Origin of the sequence: Halorubrum halodurans (assembly GCF_002252985.1) — an archaeon.
Taxonomy (GTDB): Archaea; Halobacteriota; Halobacteria; order Halobacteriales; family Haloferacaceae; genus Halorubrum; species Halorubrum halodurans.
The window spans coordinates 44,874-66,382 of sequence record NZ_NHPJ01000085.1 but is presented as its reverse complement, the minus strand read 5'-3'; the positions used below and the strand labels follow the sequence as shown (position 1 = coordinate 66,382).

The following is a 21,509-nucleotide window of genomic DNA, read 5'->3' as shown; positions in this document are numbered from 1 at the left end:
GGTTCGGAACCGATATATCCGATAACCGTGACCGACGGTCGTGATACTGGTCGTGACGTACTCGGAAGCGGCCCGGACCGGGCTCCGCAACGCGTGCCGCCGCCACGACGACCAGGTGGTCCGGCGGTTCGGCCGCGCGGCGCTGCTCGAAGCGAGCGCGTACGGCGCGTTTCTGGCGTTGCGGCTGCGCGAGAGCCACGGCGACGCCGTCCAGATCGAGCGAACGGAGCCGTTCAACGAGTTCGCGATCGTCGACGACGCGGTCAGGCGGGCGGCGAGCGCCTACGCCGAGCGGGACGCGAGGTCGACGCCCTACGCGTCGTTCGCCGCCGGGACGGACCACCCCGACCCGGAGGCGATGAAGCGTCGGGAGCTGTGACCGCTTCCGAAGCGGACGACGCGCCGGTCGCACGCGTCGACGACGCGCCGGTCCCCGATCCGGAGGTCGTGCTCGGGCGGGTGCCGACCGGAACGAGCCTCAGGCGGGAGCTCGCCGCCGCGGCGCGCTCCCGCGGACGGACCGCGTCGGTCGCGGACGATATCGCGGCGATCCGCGCGGAGTCGACGGCGATCGAGATCCCGGAAGTCGACCTCGAGAGCGCCCGACGAGGGCTCGCCGACGCCGCGGGCGAGGAGGGGCGGCTCGCGGAACGCGTCGCGGCGCTCCGCGGCGACGTCCGGGGCCGCCGGGCGGTCGGTGCCGATCCCGCGGCGGTGCTCGCCGACCTCGAGGCGGCCGCGGCGGAGCTGTCGGAGGCACAGACCGCTCGGATCGCGGCCGAACAGACGCTCGAGCGGGAACGCGAGCGGGCGGCCGCGGCGCGCGACGAGCGCGAGCGCCGGCTCGTCCTGCGCGACCGGCTGGGAAACCGGAGGCGAGACGCCCGGAAGGAGCTCTCGCGAGCGGTGTACGACGCGTTCCGCGAGGCGTTGTCGGCGGTTCCGGGGGGCGATCCCGCCGACGCCGGGAGGGCCCCGAGCGGGTACGACGGTCCCCGACGCGCCGCCTCGCTCGCGGCGATACGGATCGCGGAGATCGAGGGACCGGTGGTCCTCCGCCCGACGGCCGAGCCCGTTTCCGACGCGTGGGAGGGGAGGGATCCGGAAGCGATCCTCGGCGTCCCCGTGACCGGACCCGAGCTTTAGGTAGGATGCCGCGCCAGCCGGCGCATGAGCGTGGACTTCTCGTGGACCGTCGAACCCGAGGGGAGCGTGCGGTTCGTCGCCTGTCGGGTCCACAACGCGACCGCCGTTCCGCAACGTGTGCGCGTCCGAAGCCGGATCGACGGCCCGGCACTCCCGCCGCGGCGATCGGGCGTTCCGGAGGCGGGGTGGGACGCGGGCGGCGTGACGCTCCGTCTCGAGCCGGACGAACGTCGGGGCGTCGGGTTCGCGGTCGTCGTCCCGCCGACCGAGCAGATCGCCGATCCCCCGGTCGAGATCGCGGACGCCGGACCGATCGCCGCCGTCGACTCGCCTCCCCGCACGGCGGAGGCGGCGGTCCGATCCCTCGGCGACCATCGCCCGCCGCGGGACGCCGTCGTCGACGCCGGTCGAACGGGTCCGGTCGTCGACGCGTGCGCGGGCGACGGATCCGCGGCCGGGACGACCCCTCCGGGCACGGACGACGCCGGGCCGGCGGACGGCGCCGACGCGGAGGCGGTGGACGAGAACGACCCGGCGACGCCGACGGCCGATACGGACCCGGAACCGGACGACGGCGGAAACGGGGAGGCTGACCCTCGCGTGTCGGGGGCGGTCGGCGGGAACGTCGCCGCCGTTTCGACGGAACGGGGCGGCCCCGACGACCCGTTCGCGGGGGCGGAACGACGCATGGAGCGGGCCGAGCGCCGCATCGAACGGGCGGAGCGGTTGACGGGCGCCGACCTCGCGACGGCGACCGACGCGGTCGACCGCCTGGGCGGGGTGGCGGCGGTCGGGACCCTCGACGAGCGCGTCGCCGACGACGCGGCGGCGCTCAGACGGCTGAGCGAGCGCGCGGCGGCGCTGTCGGCGCGTGCGGAGGAGACGGACGTGCCGACCGAGGCGCTGGAGCGGCTCGCGTGATCCTCGCCGTCGCGGGCGGCAAGGGCGGCGTCGGGAAGACGACCCTCGCGTACAACGTCGCGGCGGCGCTCGGCGCGGCCGTCGTGGACGCCGACCTCGGCATGGCGGACCTCCCGGCCGGTCGCGGCCCGGATCTCCACGACGTGCTCGCCGGTCGCGCGTCGGTCGAGGAGACGCTCCGCCCCGGTCCGGTCGACGTGGTTCCCTGCGGTCAAACGCTCGCCGGCGCGCGGGCGGCGGACCTGACTCGGCTCGGCGACGCCGTCGAGCGCGTCGAACGGACGCACGGGACCGTCGTGATCGACTGTCCGGCGGGACGGCGCGCCGACGCGGGCGTCCCGCTGGCGATCGCCGACGCCTGCCTCGTGGTCGTCTCCCCGCGGGCGTTCGCGCTGGCGGACGCGATCCGGACCCGAGAGCTGGCCCGCGAGCTCGACGCCGGGCTCGTCGCGTGCGCGGTCAATCGGGTCGTCGAGGAGCCGCCGGCGGACGCCGTCGCGGACGCGATCGGCGCGCCGGTCGCGATCGTCCCGGCGGACCCCAGGGTCGGTCGCTCGGTCGTCGAGGAACGGCCCGTCGTGGACGCGGCCCCCGGCGGCGCCGCCGCCGACGCGGTCCGTGCGATCGCGCGCCGAGTTCCCCGGTGACGGGGGTCGAGAGGGCAGTCGCCGGGACCGCGTGGTTTTAGCCGCGGCGGGCTCGACGATCGGCCGATGCTCACGGCCGCGTTCCTCGTCGGCGTCGTCGTCCTCGCGTTCCTCGCCGTCGCGGTGGGCCCCCTCTACGCGGCGGATCGGTTCCGGGACCTCCGGGAGCCGACCGGTCCCGAGCGCGCGGCGCTCGACGAGCTCCGCCGCGAGGCCGGCCTCTCGGTCGACCGGGTCGCCGTCGTGGAGGGTGCCGACCCGGACGCGATCGAGGTCTCCGTCGAGGGGCCGCCGCGCCGGCGGGTGCTCCTTCTCACCGAGGCCGTTCTCGGGGAGCTGAACGAGGAGGTCGCGCTCGGGCTCCTCGCCGCCGAGGCGGGTCGCGTCCGGACGTACTACGCCGAGTTCCGCGCCGTCGCGATCGCGGTCGTCGTCGGGCTCCTCACCGCGATCGTGACGACGGCCGTGGCGTTCGACGCCGGCTTCTCCGCCCTCGTCGCGATCGGGCTCGCCTCCTTCTGGGTCGGACGGCGGGTCCAGTACGCGGCCGACGACCGCGCCGCCGACGCGGTCGGGGCCGCTCGGGTCGCCGACGCCTTCGAGACGGTCGCGGAACGACGCGGGGTCGAGCCCGAGACGGGCGACTGGTCGACGTGGTTCGAGGTCCAACCTCCGCTCGGCGACCGGATCGCGGCGCTCCGGGAACGGGCGGCGGACGACGCCTGAGAACGCGCCGTTCCGCGGGACGGCTACTCCGCGGGACGGGCGACGACCTCGTCGGAGTCGACCCGCACCTCGTACGCCCCCACGGTGAACGAGAGGTCGACGTCGCCGTCGGAACGATGGGTGACGAGCCTGTCGAGCGCGTCGGGGTCGACGTGGTCGTACAGGACGATCCCCGCCTCGTCGCCGAGCCCGTTGGGATTCACGCCGGCGAGATCGGCGAGCGCCTCGACGACGGCGAGGCTCGGTAGTCGCTCGTCATGGCCGTGTGCGATCCGGACCGACTCGGACGGCGATCCGGCATCGGAGACGTTCGTCGTGACGCTGCTCATGGCGCTCCCTTGGCCCGTCGATATATAAACGCTCCCCGCCGGTTATCGGGTCGGATAACCACCAGACTCGGGCGGGGAGCGTCCGGCGCGGCGGATCGAGCGAAACGTATAATCGGGCGCACGCTCCACGGGCGCACATGGCACTCGAACGCGCCTGCGAGGGTATCGCCAGGGAAGCCGACGGCGACGCGTTCGAGCCGTTCTTCGACTGAGACGCGCGCGGCGGAGCCGTCCCGCGGCGGGTCGGTGAAACCGCGCGGTTCGGCCGGCGGCGACGGGGCGGTCCCCGCGGATCGCGCTCCCGTCCTCGCCGCCACGCACCGCGCCGGCGACGTGCCGGAACCGTTACCACCCAGCCACACACGTATCCACACAACCGAATGCGACTCCCGGAACGACAGCTCGCGGTCCTCGAGGCCGCGAGCGCGACGGACGAACGGACGATGGACGAGATCGCGACCGAGACGGGCCTGAAACCCGAGACCGTCACCGGCGCGGCCTTCGACCTGCGCGATGAGGGGCTGCTCGCCGTGACCGAGACGACGACGGCGGTCGCCGAACTCACGGAGGAGGGGCGCGACTACGTCGCCGACGGCCTCCCCGAGACGCGGCTCTACCGGGCGGCGGTCGACGCCGGGGCGGCCTCGTCGGCCGCCCCGATGGGCGAGGTCATCGGCCGCGCCGACCTGGCGGGTCCCGAGGTCGACATCGCGCTCGCGAACCTCCCGCGGAAGGGGCTCGGAACGATCGACTCGGGCGATCTGACGGTCGATCCGGCCGCCGATCCCGACGGGGATCCCGAGGCGACCGCGCTCGAGACGCTCGCCGACGGCGGGAGCGTCGACGACGAGGGCGTCCTCGACCGGCTCGCCTCACGCGGGCTCGTCGATCTCGCCGAGCGCACCACCCGCGCGGTCACGCTCACCGACGCGGGCGTCGACGCGCTGATGGAGGGCGTCGAGGCGGCCGAGACGGTCGGCCAGGTGACCCCGGAGCTCCTCGCCAGCGGGGAGTGGGCGGACGTCGAGTTCGCCGAGTACAACGTCGAAGCGGACGCGCCGGCGGTCGAGGGCGGCCGGAAACACGTGCTCCGCCGGACCGCCGACCGCGTGAAGGACGTGCTCGTCGGCATGGGCTTTCAGGAGATGGAGGGCCCCCACGCCGACAGCGACTTCTGGATCAACGACTGCCTGTTCATGCCCCAGGACCACCCGGCGCGGACCCACTGGGACCGGTTCGCGCTGGACGTGGAGCCGATGGCGGAGATCCCTCCCGCCCTGATCGACCGCGTCGAGACCGCCCACCGCGACGGGTGGGGCGAGGACGGCGACGGCTACCACTCGCCGTGGTCCGCCGACTTCGCGCGCGAGGTGGCCCTCCGCGGGCACACCACCTCGCTGTCGATGCGGTACCTCTCGGGGTACGCGGGCGCGGAGCTGGAGCCGCCCCAGCGGTACTTCTCCGTCGAGAAGGTGTACCGCAACGATACGCTCGACCCGACGCACCTGCTCGAGTTCTTCCAGATCGAGGGGTGGGTGATGGCCGAGGACCTCTCGGTGCGCGACCTGATGGGCACCTTCGAGGAGTTCTACCGCCAGTTCGGGATCACGGACATCCGGTTTAAACCGCACTACAACCCCTACACCGAGCCCTCCTTCGAGCTGTTCGGCGACCACCCCGAGACCGGCGAGGAGATCGAGATCGGCAACTCCGGCATCTTCCGCGAGGAGGTGACCGGGCCCCTCGGCGTCGACTGCGACGTGATGGCGTGGGGGCTCGCCCTCGAGCGGCTCGCGATGCTCACCACCGGCGCGGAGGACATCCGCGACCTCCACGGAACGTTGGCCGACATCGACTTCCTGCGGAACGCGGAGGTGAGCTACTGATGCCCGTCGTCGACGTCGACCCCGACGCGCTCCGCGGGCTCACCGGCCGCACGGAGAAGACGGACGAGGAGTTCAGAGAGGACCTCTTCGGGCTCGGCTTGGAGTTCGAGGGGGAGACCGACGACGGCGAGCTCCAGTTCGAGTTCGCGCCCGACCGGCTCGACCGGCTCTCGGTCGAGGGCGTCGCGCGCTCGCTGCGCTACCACTACGGCGACGACCGCGGGGTGTACGTCCCCGAGGTCAACGACGCCGAGTGGACCATCGAGGTCGACGAGTCGGTGCCCGACGAGCGCCCCTACGTCACGGGCGCGGTGGTCCGCGGCGTCGACCTCGACGAGTCCGCCCTCGAGTCGCTGATCCAGCTCCAGGAGAAGCTCCACGCCACGATGGGTCGCGGCCGCGCGAAGGGCGCGATCGGGATCCACGACCTGGCGATGATCAAGGGCGCGCCGCTGCGGGAGGGCGCGGAGCGGTCGATCACCTACCGCGGGATCGAGCCGGACGGCGAGACGTTCGTCCCGCTCGACGCGACCGACGAGCTCACGCCCGCCGAAGTCCTCGAGGGACACGACACCGGCCGGACGTACGCCGACCTCGTGCGCGAGTACGACCGCTATCCCGCGATCTACGACGAGCTCGGGCTGTTCTCGTTCCCGCCGGTGATCAACGGGCGGCGGACCGAGGTGGACACCGGGTCCCGCGAGCTGCTCGTCGAGCTCACCGGCACGGACCAGTGGACGATCGACAAGATGTGTACGATCGTCTGTTACGCGCTCTCCGCGCGCGGCGCGACGATCGAGGAGGTCGAGGTCGCGTACGCCGACGGCGCGACCCATCCCGCGGAGTACGGCGCCGACCTCGTCCGCCCGAACCTCGAGGTCGACGAGAAGTCGGTCTCCCACGACCGGATCGAGACCTTACTCGGCGTCGATTTCGAACCCGAGGAGGTCGTCGACTGCTTCGAGCGCTCCGGGCTGGACGCGACGTACTCGCTCGGCGAGGAGGTGACCTACGAGGTGGAGATCCCGCCGTACCGCGTGGACGTGCTCCACCCGCTCGATCTGGTCGACGACGTGGGACGTGCGTACGGCTTCGACCGCCTGGAGCCGCGCTACCCCGACGTGGGCACCGTCGGCGGGCGACACGAGCGCACCCGCCTCGAGGACGCCGTCCGGACGAGCCTCGTCGGGCTCGGCTTCGAGGACCTGCTCAACTTCCACATGACGAGCGGGGTCGAGAACTACGACCGCATGAACCTGGAGCCGGGAACCGACGCCTTCGGCGGCGGCGACCCGGTCGCGATCACGGAGCCGTACAGCGAGGAGTACACCCAGCTGCGGACGTGGGCGCTCCCGTCGCTGCTGCTCCTGCTCGAGGGCAACACCCACAACGCCTACCCGCAGGACGTCGCCGAGATCGGCTTCGTCGCCGAGCGCGACGAATCGGAGAACACGAGCGTGGCGGAGTCCCGCCACGTCGCCGGCGCGGTCGCGCGCCGGGACGCCTCCTACGAGGCCGCGAAGGGCCGACTCCAGGCGGTGTGTGACGACTTCGGCGCCGAGCTGGAGACGCCGCGGACCGCGCACCCGACGTTCATCGACGGGCGGACCGCGAGCGTCGTCGTCGACGGCGAGTCCGTCGGCGTGATCGGCGAGGTCCACCCCGAAGTGCTCGTCGAGCACGACCTGGAGGTGCCCGTCGCCGCCTTCGAGTTCGACCTCGACGCGCTGCGCTGACGGGACCCGAGTCCGTCGCGGCACGCGCTCGCGGTGCCCCGCGTGACCCGATCGCGGGGCGCCCGTTCCGACGGGAACGGAACGGCTCGGTCGGCGGGTCGGTCGCTGAGGCCGGGGAAAACGGCGGTGAACGCGGACGTTCAGAACAGGCCGGGGACCAGGACGTACGTCAGCAGCATGCCGAACAGCCCGGCGAAGAGGGCGAAGATCGCCATCGGGACGATGGCCTTCCGCAGGAGGTCGCCCTCGCGCCCGGTGATCCCGACGACGCCGCAGATGGCGGCGACGTTCAGCACGGAGACCATGTTCCCGAGCCCGCCGCCGACGTTCTGGAGGCTGACGACGATCGTGCGGGAGAGGCCGACCGCCGCGGCGGCGTCGTACTGGAGCACGCTGAAGAGGATGTTCGAGGACGTGTTGCTCCCGGTCATGAAGGAGCCGATGGCGCCGACCCACGGCGAGACCACTGGCAACAGCCCACCGGCTCCCATCGCGAGCGCCCGGCTGAGCGCCTCCATCATGCCGAGGAGACCGGCGGCGTTCGTCTGTGACTGGATCATGATCTGCGTCATCGAGACGGCGATGACGAGGGTGAGCGCGGCGGGCGCGACCTGCTCGACCGACCGTCGCCACGCCGCGCCCATCTCGTCGAGATCCATCCGGTGGAGGAAGCCGGTGAGGACGGCGATGGGAACGAACGGCATCGTTCCGGGGAGATAGAGGTACTGAAGCGTGTATCCGAGCTCCGTTCCGAGGATCGACTCGAGGGAGAGGGAGAAGCTCTGTATCCACGGGAGGACGTCAGTGCCCGCGACGGACAGGTCCGGCCACCGCGTGAGCAGCAGCGCGACCGCGACGAGCAGGTAGGGCGTCCACGCGAGCAGGACGGACATCTCCTTTTTCGGCTGGTCTCGAGAGATCTCGTCGAGGTCGAGGCCGCCGAGCCACGTGTCGCTCCACGTCGAGTCGTCCGGGAACTCCCACTCGCGGTCGGGAACGAGGACGTCGTTGTTCGCGAGGAGCAGCCCGACCGCGAGCACGACGAACCCGGCCGCGATGTCGGGGAGCGCCGGGCCGACGACCCAGGCGATCGCGAGCTGCGTGCCGCCGGTGATGGCCCCGAGCAGGAGCGCGAACGGCGCGATGGGGAGCGTGTCACGGGCCGCCGCCGCGGCGCTGCGCCCGCCGTCGGCGTCGCCGAACCAGTACGTGAGGAAGAAGACGCCGAGCAGCCCCCAGAACACGTACGTGAGTCCGGTGACGACGCCGGACCACGCGGAGACCATCGAGAGGAACTCCGTGACGCCCATCGCGCCGGGCAGCGCCGGTTCGATGACCGCGCCGGTGCCGCCGATGACGGGCGTTCCGGCCGCACCGAAGGGAGGGTTCGGGGCGTTAAAGAAGAGCCCGAACACCGCGGCGGCGAGCGGCGGGAACCCGAGGCCGATGAACAGCGGCGCGGCGAGCGCGCCCGGCGTGCCGAACCCCGCCGCGCCCTCGATGACGGTCATGAATCCCAGACCGATGAGCAACACCTGGATGCGGCGGTCCTCCTCGATCTGGCCGAAGTACCACCTGATGGTGGCGATCGCGCCGCTTCCCTCGAGGTAGTTCATGAGCAGGATGGCGCCGAAGACGATGAGAATGATGTCGACGGCCTGAAGCGCGCCGTAGAGGGCCGACGCCACCAGCCAGTCGGCCTCCATCCGCCAGTACGTGAGTCCGATGCCGCCGGCGAGCAGCCACCCGACGCCCATCGCGCGGGCCGCGGACCACCGGAGTCCGGCGAGCAGGACGAACGCGACGCCGATCGGGATGACGCCGACGAGGGCGAGTGTGAGTACGGTCGTCATGGTCGTGATGTCGGATCCGTGTCGTCGTCACGCGAGCACCCATATGTAACTTTCTTTCGCCTGACACCACGGGCGAGATGTCGGCGTGAGAGACGGGGTCCCGGCGGCCGAGATCCGTGACATGTCCCGCGCCGACGCCGGAGGGAAACGCCCATTAGGCTGTTGGGTGAACCGACGGCACATGTCAACCGAACCGCTCGCGACCTTCGAGTCGTCGGTCGCCGACCTCGGGGTCGAACTCGTTCGGACGACGGCCGGGGAGTTCGAGTCGACGCTCGCGCCGCGTCTCGACGCGCCCGCGGTCGGCACGCCGCTCCCGTTCGAGGGGGTCGCGCTCCCGGCCGCCGTGGAGACCGACCCGACGGTGGCGGACCTCGAGGCCGCGGCGACCGGCGTCACCGCCGCCGGGTACGGCATCGCCGACTACGGCTCCGTCGTCATCCAGGGAGGACCCGACGGCGAGGAGCCCGTCAGCCTCTACGCCGACGAACACGTCGCCGTCCTCGCCGCCAGCGACCTCCTCCCGGACATGGACGCGACGTTCGACCGGCTCGCCGAGGACGTGCGTTCCGGCGCCGGACAGGCCGTCATCGCGACGGGCCCGAGCGCGACCGCGGACATGGGCGCGCTCGTGAAGGGAGCCCATGGGCCGATGGACGTCACGGTCGTGCTGCTGGAGGACCGATAGATGAGCGTCGACGACCGCCGGCGGAAGGCCGAACGCATCCGTCGCCTGCTCGACACCGAGGGCGACAGCGTCCACGAGAACACGCGGGTGTTCAACGAGGGCCGCTACGAGTCCACGGCGGCCCTCGAGGACTACGAGGAACTCAAAGACGAGGCCCGCGCGATCAAGGAGGACGCGATCGAACGGCTCCCGGAGCTCCTCGACCGGGTCACCGAGGCGGTCGAGGCCGACGGCGGCAGCGTGTACCTCGCCGACGACGCCGACGACGCGAACCGGTACATCGAGGAGGTCGTCGACGGCCGGAGCGTGGTGAAATCGAAGTCGATGACGAGCGAGGAGATCGAGGTGAACGACGCGCTCGAGGCCGGCGGCGCGGACGTCTGGGAGACCGACCTCGCCGAGTTCGTCCTCCAAGTGGCCGACGAGGCCCCCTCACACATCGTCGCGCCGGCCATCCACAAGTCCCGCGAGGAGATCGCGGACCTGTTCAACGAGGTGTTCGAGCCCGACGAGCCGCTCGAGACCGCCGAGGAGCTGACCCGGTTCGCTCGCGAGTACCTCGGCGAGCGGATACTGGACGCGGAGGTCGGCATGACGGGCGCGAACTTCGTCACGGCCGACACCGGCACGCTCGCGCTCGTCACGAGCGAGGGGAACGCCCGGAAGTGCGTTCAGGCGACGGACACCCACGTCGCGGTCGCGGGCGTCGAGAAGGTGATTCCGAACGTCGAGGACCTCCGGCCGTTCGTCGAACTCATCGGCCGGTCGGGGACCGGACAGGACCTCACCTCCTACCTCTCGCTTTTCACGCCGCCCGGCGACTCGCCGACGTTCGGCGACGGGGCGGGAGCGGGGTCCGACGACGAACGCCCCCTGGAGTCGGGCGACGACCGCGAGTTCCACCTCGTGCTCATCGACAACGGCCGCATGGCGATGCGCGAGGACGACGACCTGCGGGAGACGCTGTACTGTATCCGGTGTTCGGCGTGTGCGAACTCGTGTGCGAACTTCCAGCACGTCGGCGGACATGCCTTCGGCGGCGAGACGTACTCCGGCGGCATCGCCACCGGCTGGGAGGCGGGCGTCCACGGGGAGGAGAGCGCCGCCGAGTTCAACGACCTCTGTACGGGGTGTAGCCGGTGTGTGAACCAGTGTCCGGTGAAGATCGACATCCCGTGGATCAACACCGTCGTCCGCGACCGGATCAACCGCGGGGCGGAGGGCGACTTCGACTTCCTCGTCGAGGGGCTCACGCCGGACGCGGAGCCCGGCGGGCTCGACCCGCAGAAGCGGCTGTTCGGAAACTTCGATACGCTGGCGCGGCTCGGTTCGACGTTCGCGCCGCTCTCGAACTGGGTTGCCCGGACCGATCCCGCCCGCTCGCTCATGGAGCGGACGCTCGGCGTCGACGCCCGCCGCGAGCTCCCGGCGTTCGAGCGCGAGTCACTCGTCGAGTGGTTCGAGGATCGGGGGGCGCGGGTGGCCCCCGACGAGGCGCGGCGGACGGCCGCGCTCTACCCCGACGCGTACACGAACTACGTGCGGACCGAACGCGGGAAGGCGGCCGTCCGCGTCCTCGAGGCGCTGGACGTCCGCGTCGAGGTCCCGGCCGCGGGCGAGAGCGGACGGGCCCCGCTCTCACAGGGGATGGTGGCGACGGCCAGGTCGAACGCCGAGGCCGTCTACGAGGCGCTCTCGCCGGTCGTCGCGGCGGGCCACGACGTCGTCGTCATCGAGCCGTCGGACCTCGCGATGTTCCGCCGGGAGTACGATCGGCTCCTCCCCGAGGACGAACACGCCGCGCTGCGGGAGGACAGCTACGAGGTGATGGAGTACGTCCACGGCCTCCTGGCGAACGGTGCGGACGCCGACGCGCTCGCGGCGGGCGACGGCGAGCGGATCGCCTACCACAGCCACTGCCAGCAGCGCACGCTCGGCCTCGAGCCGCACACGGTCTCGGTCCTCGAGGAGCGCGGCTTCGACGTCGCGACCTCGGACGTGGAGTGTTGCGGCATGGCCGGGAGCTTCGGCTACAAGTCGGAGTACTACGACCTCAGCGTCGACGTCGGCGAGTCGCTCGTCGACCAGTTCACGACGGACGACACCGCGGACCGCGCCGTCGTCGCGAGCGGGACCTCGTGTCTCGAACAGCTCGACGCGCTGCTCTCCCGCCGGCCCGCGCACCCGGTGCGGCTGCTCGACGCGCGGTAGCTCGGTCCCCGACAGCGCGACCCGGCGTCTCGGGGCCGCCGGGGATCAGCCGTCGAAGCCGTCCTCCCACCGGAAGGTCCCGTCCCGCTGGACGACCTCGCCGTCGACGGCCATCGTCGAGTCCACGCTCACGTCGCTTATCATGTCGACGTGGACCGCGCTCTCGTTGCCCGACTCGCCGTCCGGCAGACAGGCGTCGTAGGCGCGGCCGACCGCGAGGTGGACCGTGTCGCCCATCTTCTCGTCGAAGAGGATCGAGTCGGTGAAGCGGTCGATCCCGCGGTTCATCCCGACCCCCAGCTCGCCGAGCCGCCGAGCGCCGGGATCCGTCTCGAGCACGCTCTCGAGCGCCTCCTCGCCCGCGTCCGCCGCGAAGTCGACCACTTCGCCGTCCTCGAAGACGAGGCGCACGTCCCGGACGCGGGTCGACTCGATCGTCATCGGCACGTCGAAGAAGACCTCGCCCTCGGCGTCGTAGGGGGCCGTGAACACCTCGCCGGAGGGGAGGTTGTGCGAGTCGTAGGCGACGGAGGCGGCGGAGTTGACCGCGGTCCGCCCCGCGATCGACATCGTCACGTCGGTGTCGGGCGCGTCCGCGCGCTCGGTGCGGATCCGGACCTCCTCGCCCGCGTCGAGGACCTCCTTCATCCGCGCCATCTCCCCGGCGAGCGCCTCCCAGTCCCGGAGGACGGCGTCGTAGACGAAGTCGCGGTACTCCTCGTAGGCCATCCCCGCCTGCTGGGCGAGGCTCCGGGTGGGATGGACCGTCGACACCCAGTCGGTGGCCATCCGGCGCTCCCTGACCTCCTTTCGGGATCTCGCGTAGGCCTGCCGCGTCTCGCGGCCCACGTCCGCGGTCGCGGCCGTGTTGCGCCCGCCGCCGAGCCGGAGGTAGACGTCGGCCGCCTCGAGGAGGGCGCGGTCGACGGCGGGGTCGGGGAACTCCGGGGCGTCGTCGCCGCTCGCGCTCTCACGCTCGCGGCCCGTCAGGTACGCCCGGCTCAGCTCGTCGGAGCCGTACAGCGTGGTCACGGCCGCGCCGCGCTCGCCGAGCGCCTCGGCGACGGCGACGCCGAGGTCGTGGGCGTCCTCGGCGACGCTCACGACGACGTTATCTCCCGGATCGACCCGTGCGCTCCAGTCGACGAGCACCTCCGCGTGCTCGCGTACGCGTTCGTCCATGGAGGCGAGTCGCGGGCGGGCGGTAAATCGATGCCGGCGCGGTGAACGGCTCGGAAGCCTCCACCTCCCACCGCACGGCACCGCACCTCACGCCTCCCCAGCCTCGTCGCTCCCTTCGGTCGCGACTCCCTCGCGCGGTACTGCTCGGCCGCGAAGCGACCTCGCAGGCACGCGCCACCGCAGGTGGCTTGTGGGTTCCGGACACGCCGCGGACGAGGAGATCGCCGAGGCCGGCTTTTTGTTCACGCGTCTCCACCCGAGCGTATGGCCGACCGGAACGTCCACGGGGAGGACCTCGCCGCCTGTAGCACGGACCCGACGACCGGCTTCGAGCGCGACGGCTGCTGCGGGACTCACCCCGGCGACCGCGGGCGACACGAGCTCTGCGCGGTGATGACGGAGGAGTTCCTGCGGTTCAGCCGGGAGCGGGGCAACGACCTCGTGACGCCGCGCCCCGAGTTCGACTTCCCCGGACTCGACCCCGGCGACCGCTGGTGTCTCTGTCTCGGCCGCTGGGTCGAGGCGCTGTCGGCCACGCGGGACCGGCGGCTCCCGGAGACGACGGTCCCGCCCGTCGTCCTCGAGGCGACCAACGAGGCCGTGCTGGACACGGTCGACCTGGAGACGCTCGAGGCCCACGCCTACGACGGGTGATAGTGTTTATTGTGAGTCATTTCCGGCGCGACGCCGACTCGTCCTGGCGGAGCGCCGGTAAACGGTTACAATACACACTAGAGACCTCGCTACTCGAGGTCCAGCAGCGCCGCGACCTCGTCGAGGTAGTCGTCGTAGATCCCGACGGCCGACTCGATCGGGTCGGGCGAGGCCATGTCGATCCCGGCGAGTTCGACGACCTCGAGCGGGTAGTCGGAGCCCCCCGCCGCCAGCATCTCGCGGTAGTCGGCCGCGGCGGACTCGCCCTCCTCGAGGACGCGCTCGACGATCGCGGCCGCCGCGGAGATGCCGGTCGCGTACTGGTAGACGTAGAAGTCGTAGTAGAAGTGCGGGATCCGCTCCCACTCGCGCTCGATGCCGCCGGTGAGCGCCGCGGGCTCGTAGTACTCGCCCTTGAGGTCGGCGTAGGTCTCGTCGAGCACGTCCGGCGTGAGCGCCTCGCCCGCCTCGACCCGCTCGTGGATCCGCTGTTCGAACGTCGCGAACATGGTCTGGCGGAACAGGGTGGACCGGAACCGCTCGAGGTACTCGTCGAGCACGTGCGTGCGGAGCGTCTCGTCCTCGACGGTCTCGAGCAAGTGGTGGGTGAGGAGCGTCTCGTTGACCGTGGAGGCGATCTCGGCGACGAAGATCTCGTAGCTCGCGTCGTGCCACGGCTGGGCGTCGCTCGCCAGCTCCGAGTGCATCGAGTGGCCCAGCTCGTGTGCCAGCGTGTACATCGAGGCCACGTCGTCCTGGTAGTTCATCAGGATGTACGGCTGGGTGTCGTAGGTGCCGGAAGAGAACGCGCCGGAGCGCTTCCCGCGGTTCTCGTAGACGTCGACCCACCGGCTCTCGAGCCCCTCCGCCATCCGCTCCTGATAGGCCTCGCCGAGCGGCGCGACCGCCTCGACGACCCACTCGACCGCCTGGTCGTACTCCACGTCGGGGCCCTGATCGCCCGTCAACGACATGTAGAGGTCGTGACTCTCCAGGGTGTCGACGCCGAGCGCCCGCCGTTTCAACTCGGCGTGTCGGTGGAGGGTGTCGAGGTTGCCGCCGACCGTGTCGACGAGCGTGTCGTACACCGCGACCGGGACGTTCGAGCCGTCGAGGGCGGCCTCGCGGGCGGTGTCGTAGTCGCGGATCCCCGCGCTCGCGACGTGTTCGCGCACCGCCTTCTCCAGGGAGGTGCCCACCGTGTTGCGGACGTCGGCCCACTCGTCGTAGAACGTCTCGTGGACCCGGCGGCGGAAGTCGCGGTCCGGGTTCGTCTGGAGCTTCGTGAAGTTGGCCTGGGTGATCTCGACCTCCTCGCCGTCGGGGTCCTCCACGACGCCGTAGGTCATGTCCGCGTTCGTCAGCATCGAGTAGATCTCGCTCGGCGCGCTCGTGACCTCCGAGAGGTCCGCGAGCACCTCCTCGACCTCCGCCGAGCGCGTGTGCGGTTTCATCCGCAACACGTCCTCGAGGTAGTGTTCGTACGCGGCGAGGTCGGGCTCCGCCTCGAGGAACTCGGCGAGCCGCTCCGCCGTGAGCGACTGGAGCTCCGGCTGGAGATACGAGATCGCGCTCGACGCCTCGGACTGGAGCGAGGACGCCCGCGCCGACATCGCCTGGTACTCCTGGTCCCGCGTGTCCTCCGCGCTCCGGAGCCGGGCGTACACCGCGACCGCCGACAGCTCGCGGAACACCTCCTCGCGGAGCTCCAACAGCTCGAGGAGCGTCTCCGGGCTCTCGGTGACGCGCCCCTCGTAGGCTCCGAGCTCGTCGATCCGTCCCTCCACGTCCTCGTAGGCCGCCGCCCACGCCTCGTCGTCGGCGAAGACGCTCTCGAGGTCCCACTTGTACGCCTCGTCGATCTCGGACCGCTCGGGAACCGAACTCATACGTCCCCGTCGATCCCCCCCGGCACTAAGCCTTGTCAAAGGGGTATCGGGTCCCCGGAGATCGGACGGCCGCGGGCGGCCGAACCCGCGAGGCGGTCACCCGCCGCGGGCCCACTCCGCGAGGTCGACGACGAGGACGAGCGCGTCCTCGCCGTCGCGGTAGTACCGCCTCGCCCGCCGGACCGGCTCGAACCCCTCGGCCGCGTACAGCGACCGGGCGGGGTCGTTCCCCTCGCGGACCTCGAGTTTGGCGACGGCCGCCCCGGCGGTCCGGAGCCGCGCCAGCCCGGCGCGCAACAGGGCTCGCCCGACGCCTCGCCCACGGGCGTCGGGGCGGACCGCGAGGTCCTTGACGTGTCCGATGTCGCGGCCCGCGTTCGGGGTGACGTCCCCGACGAGGTAGCCGAGGACCTCGCCGTCCCGCTCGGCGACGAGGAACGCCGGCGCGTCGATCAGCCGCTCGAAGGCGTCGTACGGCCAGGGGTCCGAGAAGCACTCGCGTTCGATCCGGAGCACCGCCAGGAGGTCGGCACGTTCGGCCTGCCGGATCGTCACCTCGGCGGGAGTCACGTCCGCGCTTCGGGAGCCCCCGGAATAAACGCGACGGGCGCGGTCACGCCTCGCCGGTCGGCTCGACGGGGTCGGCCGGGTCGGCGGTCGGCGAGCCGGATCGAAGCCGGTCCCAGAGGAACAGGGCGGGCGGGAGCGCGATCACCGAGATGACGAACGAGTAGAACACGCTCATCGCGATCAGGACGCCGAAGTCGCCGAGCACGGGCGTGATCGCGAGCCCGAGCGCGCCGGTCCCGAGCGCGGTCGTGAGCATGCTGCCGACGAGCGCCCCGCCGGTCCCCGTGAGCGTCGTCCGCAGCGAGGTCGCCACGTCGCCGTTCTCGCGGTACTCGTCGACGAACCGGGCGGTGATGTGGACCGAGTAGGCGATCCCGATCCCGATCGCGATGGAGAGGATCGTCGCCGTCAGGGCGTTCAGCGGATAGCCGAGGTACCGCATCGTCCCGACCAGCGATGTGACGGCGATCGTGATCGGGAACACGTTCACGATCCCGAGCATCGGCATCCCCTCCAACACGCCGTAGGTGATCACGAGGAACACGCCGCTCAGGCCCACGGCGAGCACGAGCCCCTGGATCGCCGAGTCGAAGATGATCGCCGTGATCGCGTCGAAGACGACGATCTGTCCCGTCGCGGTCGCCGCGTAGCGGTACCGTTCCGCCTGCTGCCGGCCGTCGGCGGAGATCTCGCTCTGGGTCGCGCCGCTCTCGACCGTGTACTCGACCTGCGCGCCGCGGCGGTCGTCGGTGAGGTAGCGACTCGCCTCCGAGGCGGCCGGCGAGTCGAACAGCTCCGCGTAGATCCGCTCGAGGTTGCGGTCGGGGATCCCGTTCCCGTTCAGGTCGTTGCGGGCGACGAGCGCGGCGAACTCCTCGTCGGCTTCGGCACGTGACCGGATCACGGTCACGATGCTCGTCGTCTCCGCCCGCCCGCCCTCGCCGACCGCCAGCGTGCCGGGCGGGTCGTCGGTCGGCGCGGCGAGCGCCTCGAGCGCGTGGTCCTCCTCGAAGGGCCCCTCGACGTACACCGTGAGCGACGCGTCCTGACTCGCCGAGAAGCTGTCCTCGAGCAGGCTCAGCGTCTCGGTGACCGTGTACTCGCCCGGCGCGAACGGCTCGGGGATGTACTCGACGTATCCCGGCTCCTCCTCCGGCGGGAGGAAGTCCTCCTGTTCGAACGTGGTGTCGACGCCCGCCCCGTACGCGCCGAACGCCCCGCCGGTGAGAAGCAGGAGGACGACGAACACCGCCGGCGCGCGCTTCCCGACCGTCACCGAGACGGCCAGCAGCCGGCCGAGCGCGGACTCCTCGGAGGCGATCGGGGTGGTACCGAACTCCGGCACGCCGTACCGCTCGCGGAGCCGGTCGAGTTCGAGCTTCGCGGCCGGGAGGAACAGCCCGAAGATGAGGAACGTGAAGACGATGCCGACCGCCGAGACGATCCCGAGGTTCCGGATCGGGTCGAGCCCGGAGGTCACGTTCGCGCCGAACCCGAACACCGCGGTGACGGTGACGATGACGAACGCGATCGCGAGCTGGTTCGCCGCGGTCCGCATCGCCGGCACCGGGTCGTACCCCTGGACGGTCTCCTCGCGGTACCGGTTGATGAAGTGGATCCCGAAGTCGACCCCGACCGCGAGCAGCAGCACCGGCACGGCGATCTGCTGTTGGTCGAACGGGATCCCGGAGAAGCCGAGGAAGCCGAACGTCCAGATCAGCGTCATCAACAGCGCGAACAGCCCGAGCGCCAGATCGATCGGGTCGCGATACGCGACGACGAGAAAGCCCAGAAGCAGGACGACGACGACGGGCATCACGATGAGCAGCGAGTCGGCGATGACCCGCCCCGTCTCGGCGTTGATGATGCCCGTCCCGAAGGTCCGGATGTCGGCCGGCTCGTCGTTCGCGAGCGTCCGGATCTCCGTCTGGACCGACTGGAGGTCGTCGAACCCCTGCGGCACGTCGTGTCTGACGACGGTGATCGTCGTCGAGGCCGACGCCTCGGTCGGGTTGAAGTCGTCCGAGACGGCCGCGTCGAACTCCGGACGCTCGCTCAGCCGCCGGACGACCCGACGGAACTCGGCGTCCGTCGCGCCCGCGACCGCGGCCCGCATCGCCGACGGGCTCTCGGCCGAGGGGTCGATCGCCCCGGCGATGGCCGTCGCGGGACCGTTCGCGGACTCCATGTGGAGGTCCTCGCGGGAGTCGATCCGCTCCAACAGCCGCAGCATCGTCAGCGTCTCCTCGCGGGTGAGCACGTCGGTGCCGCCGTGGATCAGCTGCGTCGTCTCCGGCTCGGTCGTGAACGGCTCGTCGAACTCGTTTTCGATCGCGTCGAGCGCCTCCTGCTCGGGGAGGTCCTCGGAGAACCCCTCCGTCGGGTTCGTCTGCGTCTCGACGGCGGTCATCCCGCCGGCGAACACCGCGGTCACGAGCAGGAACGCGACGACGACCGCCCGCGGCCGCGAGACGATGACCTCGTTGAGTCGCGTGGTGGCGTCCTCGATCCACCGTCCGGCTCGGGTCATCTATTCTCGCTGTGTGACGTAGAGGCCGCCCCCGAGGGCGGCGAGCACGACGAGGACGCCGAGCACGAGCGGGAGCGTTCCGATGCCCGACAGCGGGGAGCTCTCCTCGGGCTCGACGACGGTTATCGGGACGCGGGTCGTGTCCGACAGCTGGCTGTCGCCGTCGGCGTCGTCGTACCGGAAGTCGAACGAGACGGGGTACGTCTTCGCGACCCCCGACGACTCCGCGGAGAGGTCGAACGTCATCGTCGTCGACTCGCCGGGCTCCAGCGTCGACACGAACCCCTCGTCGTTGTCGCTTTCGAGCGGGCTGTCAGCGAACAGCCGCGCCTCCACGTCCGTGACCGGCTCGTCCAGCTCGTTCGTCACCTCGACGGTCAGGTCGACCTGCCCGCCGGCTTCGATCTCGCGCGTCTCGACGGAGAGGCCGAACCGGTCGCGCTGCGGCTCGACGGAGTACAGCAGCTCGAGGTCCCGATACGCCCGGCGTTCGTTCTCCTCGTTGCGGTACTGGACGACGACGTCGGAGGTCCGGTCGATCGGCTCCGCCTCGCCGCCGACCTCGATCGGCAGCCGGAAGGAACCGGACTCGCCCGCGGCGAGCGTGCCGACCGCGACGGACGACTCGCGCGGGATCACGTTCGGCGACTCCTCGGCGAACTGGACGACGACGTTGCGTGCCGGATCCGGCCCCTCGTTGGTCACCGTTCCGTACAGCTCGCCCTGCTCGCCGACGTAGAGGTCCGCCTCCACGTCGTCGACGCTGAACCGCTGTTCGGTTCGCGGCGTCACGCCGACGGACGGGTCCTCGTCGACGCGCGGGTACCCCTCCGGCGTCTCGAACCGGACGGTGCCGTCGAGGACGTACTCCCGGACCGACGCGCCCGGCGTGAAGGCGACGTCGTAGCGGACGGTCGCGGTCTCGTTCGGGGCGAGCGCGTCGATCTGTGCCGTGTCGCTCGCGGTTCCGCCGAACGTGACCTGGGGGCTCGACGACGACATGGCCACCGTCAGGTCGCGCGCGCCGTCGGCTCCGACGTTGCGCACCTCCGCCTCGACGACGCCGGTCTCGCCGACCTTCGCGTCGGTCGTCGCGTTCGTGATCTCGAAGCGCGCGTCGCCGTCGACCTCGACGTCGATCTCGGTCGTGAGCGTTCCCTCGCGGTCGTACGTGACGCCGCCCGACTGCTGGAAGGTGTAGGAGTACTTCACCTCGACGTCGATCGTGTAGGTTCCCTCCGCGACGTCGCTGGGGACGCTCACGGCGATCGGCGCCTTCCCCGGCTTGTTCTCCGTGACGGCGCCGATCGCGAGGGTCCCGGTCTCGACGGTCAGGGGCGTCTCCTCGGCGTCCGCCTCGACGCGGACGTTCCGCGCGGTCGTGACCACCGAGCGCGACGACGCGGTGCCGAGATCCAGGTCGCCGTCGTTGGTGATCTGGAGCGGAAGCGTGTTCGTCCGGCCCGGGTTGAGCGTCGGGTCCGACGTGCTGACCGCCAGGTCCGGGGAGCCGCGGATCAGTCCGCCGGACTGCTGGAGCGTCGTCGTCGTCGGGGCCGCGGCGTCGCCGACGTCCGACGGTCCGCCGCCGGTCGTCGCCGCGACGGCGAGCCCGGCGGTCCCGCTCGTCAACAGCGTCACGGAGACGAGGGCGACGAGGATCGACCGCGCGTTCATCCGTCCCTCCGATCGACGGAAGCGGAGGATCGCTGCCGTTCGGTCCGACTCGAGACCGCCTGCTCCGCCGAACGTCGACCCGACCTCGTCGGCTCTCGGACGGGTCGACGTCCGGCGTGGTCCTGCGTCTGATTCACGTTCGTAGGAGAATCCACGAATCAATAACTCCTTTGTTTTTGGATTCGTAGTGCCGGCATGGCCAGAGGAACATCGCCCCGCAGCGATCACACGAGCGAAGACCAATGAGTCGGTTCTCCGAGTCCGAGCGCGACCGGATCCGGTCACAGCTCGTCGAGGACGGTCGCGAGCTGTTCGCCCGGTTCGGCTTCGATCGCACCCGGATCAAGGACGTCACCGAGGCGGTCGGCATCGGCACCAGCACCTTCTATCAGTTCTTCGACTCGAAGGAGGCCCTGTACGTCGCCGTCCTCCACGCCGAACAGGAGCGGATCGAGGCCCACATCGACGCGGCGGTCTCGGAGGCCGAGACGCCACGCGAGGAGGTGAGAACGATGCTCCGGACGACGTTTCGGGAGGTCCGGACGAACCCGCTCGCCTCCCGGCTGATCGTCGGGGGCGAACTCCAGCAACTGTACGACCAACTCTCGGAGGCCGACCGCGAGTCGCTCGGTTCCCACCCGCGCGAGGCCGACCTCCCCTACGCCAGTCGCTGGGCGGCGATGGACGAGGTCCGGTATGACGACCCCGACCTCATAAACGGGCTGCTCCGCTCGCTCATCTTCGTCACCCGCGCGCAGGACTCCCCCATCGCCGTCCTCCACGTCTCCGAGTACGAGGAGGTCGAGGCGGCCCTGATCGAGACAATCGTCGACGGGCTGTTCGTCGACTGAGCGACGGGAGTCA

General features: G+C 71.2%; 18 protein-coding genes. 11 read left to right on the top strand and 7 right to left on the bottom strand.

All coding sequences use genetic code 11. The features are described 5' to 3' along the window. The first annotated feature begins 40 nt into the window (after nt 1–40). The 5 genes from DJ70_RS08735 (at nt 41) to DJ70_RS08715 (ending at nt 3,440) form a co-directional block, all read left to right on the top strand. On the top strand, nt 41–379 hold the full coding sequence (locus tag DJ70_RS08735) for a DUF7855 family protein (protein ID WP_094532035.1): 339 nt from the start codon (nt 41–43) through the stop codon (nt 377–379). Next, a complete protein-coding gene (locus DJ70_RS08730; protein ID WP_094532033.1) occupies nt 376–1,146 on the top strand; it encodes a DUF7856 family protein in 771 nt (256 codons plus the stop codon). Before DJ70_RS08735 ends, DJ70_RS08730 begins: the two co-directional genes overlap by 4 nt. A 24-nt stretch (nt 1,147–1,170) precedes the next feature. Continuing rightward, nucleotides 1,171–2,067: a DUF7857 domain-containing protein gene (locus DJ70_RS08725; RefSeq protein ID WP_321169299.1), complete on the top strand. Its 897-nt coding sequence runs from the start codon at nt 1,171–1,173 to the stop codon at nt 2,065–2,067. After that, nucleotides 2,064–2,714 carry an AAA family ATPase gene (locus DJ70_RS08720; protein ID WP_094532031.1) on the top strand — a complete coding sequence of 217 codons (651 nt, stop codon included), beginning with the start codon at nt 2,064–2,066 and terminating at the stop codon, nt 2,712–2,714. Before DJ70_RS08725 ends, DJ70_RS08720 begins: the two co-directional genes overlap by 4 nt. Nucleotides 2,715–2,780: 66 nt before the next feature. After that, the gene (locus DJ70_RS08715) at nt 2,781–3,440 is read left to right on the top strand and encodes a M48 family metalloprotease (RefSeq protein WP_094532029.1); all 660 of its coding nucleotides are present in this window, start codon (nt 2,781–2,783) and stop codon (nt 3,438–3,440) included. A gap of 23 nt (nt 3,441–3,463) precedes the next feature. Here DJ70_RS08715 and DJ70_RS08710 read toward each other — a convergent pair whose 3' ends face one another. Then, the gene (locus DJ70_RS08710; RefSeq protein WP_094532027.1) at nt 3,464–3,769 is read right to left on the bottom strand and encodes a HalOD1 output domain-containing protein; all 306 of its coding nucleotides are present in this window, start codon (nt 3,767–3,769) and stop codon (nt 3,464–3,466) included. A gap of 380 nt (nt 3,770–4,149) precedes the next feature. Between DJ70_RS08710 and pheS the strand changes: the two genes are divergently transcribed. Together pheS and pheT are read left to right on the top strand one after the other, a co-directional pair. Beyond that, complete coding sequence (gene pheS, locus DJ70_RS08705; protein WP_094532025.1) at nt 4,150–5,655, top strand: phenylalanine--tRNA ligase subunit alpha; 1,506 nt, start codon at nt 4,150–4,152, stop codon at nt 5,653–5,655. Continuing rightward, on the top strand, nt 5,655–7,391 hold the full coding sequence (gene pheT, locus DJ70_RS08700; protein WP_094532023.1) for a phenylalanine--tRNA ligase subunit beta: 1,737 nt from the start codon (nt 5,655–5,657) through the stop codon (nt 7,389–7,391). The genes pheS and pheT overlap by 1 nt, the downstream gene beginning before the upstream one ends. A 140-nt stretch (nt 7,392–7,531) precedes the next feature. On the opposite strand, the gene DJ70_RS08695 is transcribed toward pheT, so the two are convergent. Beyond that, nucleotides 7,532–9,244 (bottom strand): L-lactate permease, encoded by a 1,713-nt coding sequence (locus DJ70_RS08695; RefSeq protein WP_094532021.1) that lies wholly within the window; start codon nt 9,242–9,244, stop codon nt 7,532–7,534. A 181-nt stretch (nt 9,245–9,425) separates the two neighbouring features. On the opposite strand from DJ70_RS08695, the gene DJ70_RS08690 reads away from it, so the two are divergent. Next, nucleotides 9,426–9,932 (top strand): LutC/YkgG family protein, encoded by a 507-nt coding sequence (locus DJ70_RS08690; RefSeq protein WP_094532020.1) that lies wholly within the window; start codon nt 9,426–9,428, stop codon nt 9,930–9,932. Then, nucleotides 9,933–12,143, top strand: coding sequence for an LUD domain-containing protein (locus tag DJ70_RS08685; RefSeq protein ID WP_094532018.1), 2,211 nt, complete (start codon nt 9,933–9,935; stop codon nt 12,141–12,143). A gap of 45 nt (nt 12,144–12,188) precedes the next feature. On the opposite strand, the gene DJ70_RS08680 is transcribed toward DJ70_RS08685, so the two are convergent. Beyond that, nucleotides 12,189–13,325: an aminopeptidase gene (locus DJ70_RS08680; RefSeq protein ID WP_094532016.1), complete on the bottom strand. Its 1,137-nt coding sequence runs from the start codon at nt 13,323–13,325 to the stop codon at nt 12,189–12,191. 264 nt (nt 13,326–13,589) lie between these two features. On the opposite strand from DJ70_RS08680, the gene DJ70_RS08675 reads away from it, so the two are divergent. After that, a complete protein-coding gene (locus DJ70_RS08675) occupies nt 13,590–13,979 on the top strand; it encodes a DUF2237 family protein (RefSeq protein ID WP_094532014.1) in 390 nt (129 codons plus the stop codon). Between the two features lie 89 nt (nt 13,980–14,068). Here the strand turns inward: DJ70_RS08675 and pepF are convergent, their stop codons facing one another. The 4 genes from pepF to DJ70_RS08655 all read right to left on the bottom strand — a co-directional run bounded on the left by pepF (nt 14,069) and on the right by DJ70_RS08655 (nt 20,645). Continuing rightward, nucleotides 14,069–15,868, bottom strand: coding sequence for an oligoendopeptidase F (gene pepF / locus DJ70_RS08670; RefSeq protein ID WP_094532012.1), 1,800 nt, complete (start codon nt 15,866–15,868; stop codon nt 14,069–14,071). A 96-nt stretch (nt 15,869–15,964) separates the two neighbouring features. Then, nucleotides 15,965–16,438, bottom strand: a complete 474-nt coding sequence (rimI, locus tag DJ70_RS08665; RefSeq protein ID WP_094532010.1) for a ribosomal protein S18-alanine N-acetyltransferase — start codon at nt 16,436–16,438, stop codon at nt 15,965–15,967. 43 nt (nt 16,439–16,481) lie between these two features. Next, the gene (locus tag DJ70_RS08660; protein WP_094532008.1) at nt 16,482–18,968 is read right to left on the bottom strand and encodes an efflux RND transporter permease subunit; all 2,487 of its coding nucleotides are present in this window, start codon (nt 18,966–18,968) and stop codon (nt 16,482–16,484) included. Further along, a complete protein-coding gene (locus tag DJ70_RS08655) occupies nt 18,969–20,645 on the bottom strand; it encodes a COG1361 S-layer family protein (protein WP_094532006.1) in 1,677 nt (558 codons plus the stop codon). A gap of 242 nt (nt 20,646–20,887) precedes the next feature. On the opposite strand from DJ70_RS08655, the gene DJ70_RS08650 reads away from it, so the two are divergent. Continuing rightward, nucleotides 20,888–21,496 (top strand): TetR/AcrR family transcriptional regulator, encoded by a 609-nt coding sequence (locus tag DJ70_RS08650; RefSeq protein WP_094532004.1) that lies wholly within the window; start codon nt 20,888–20,890, stop codon nt 21,494–21,496. Nucleotides 21,497–21,509 lie beyond the last annotated feature (13 nt).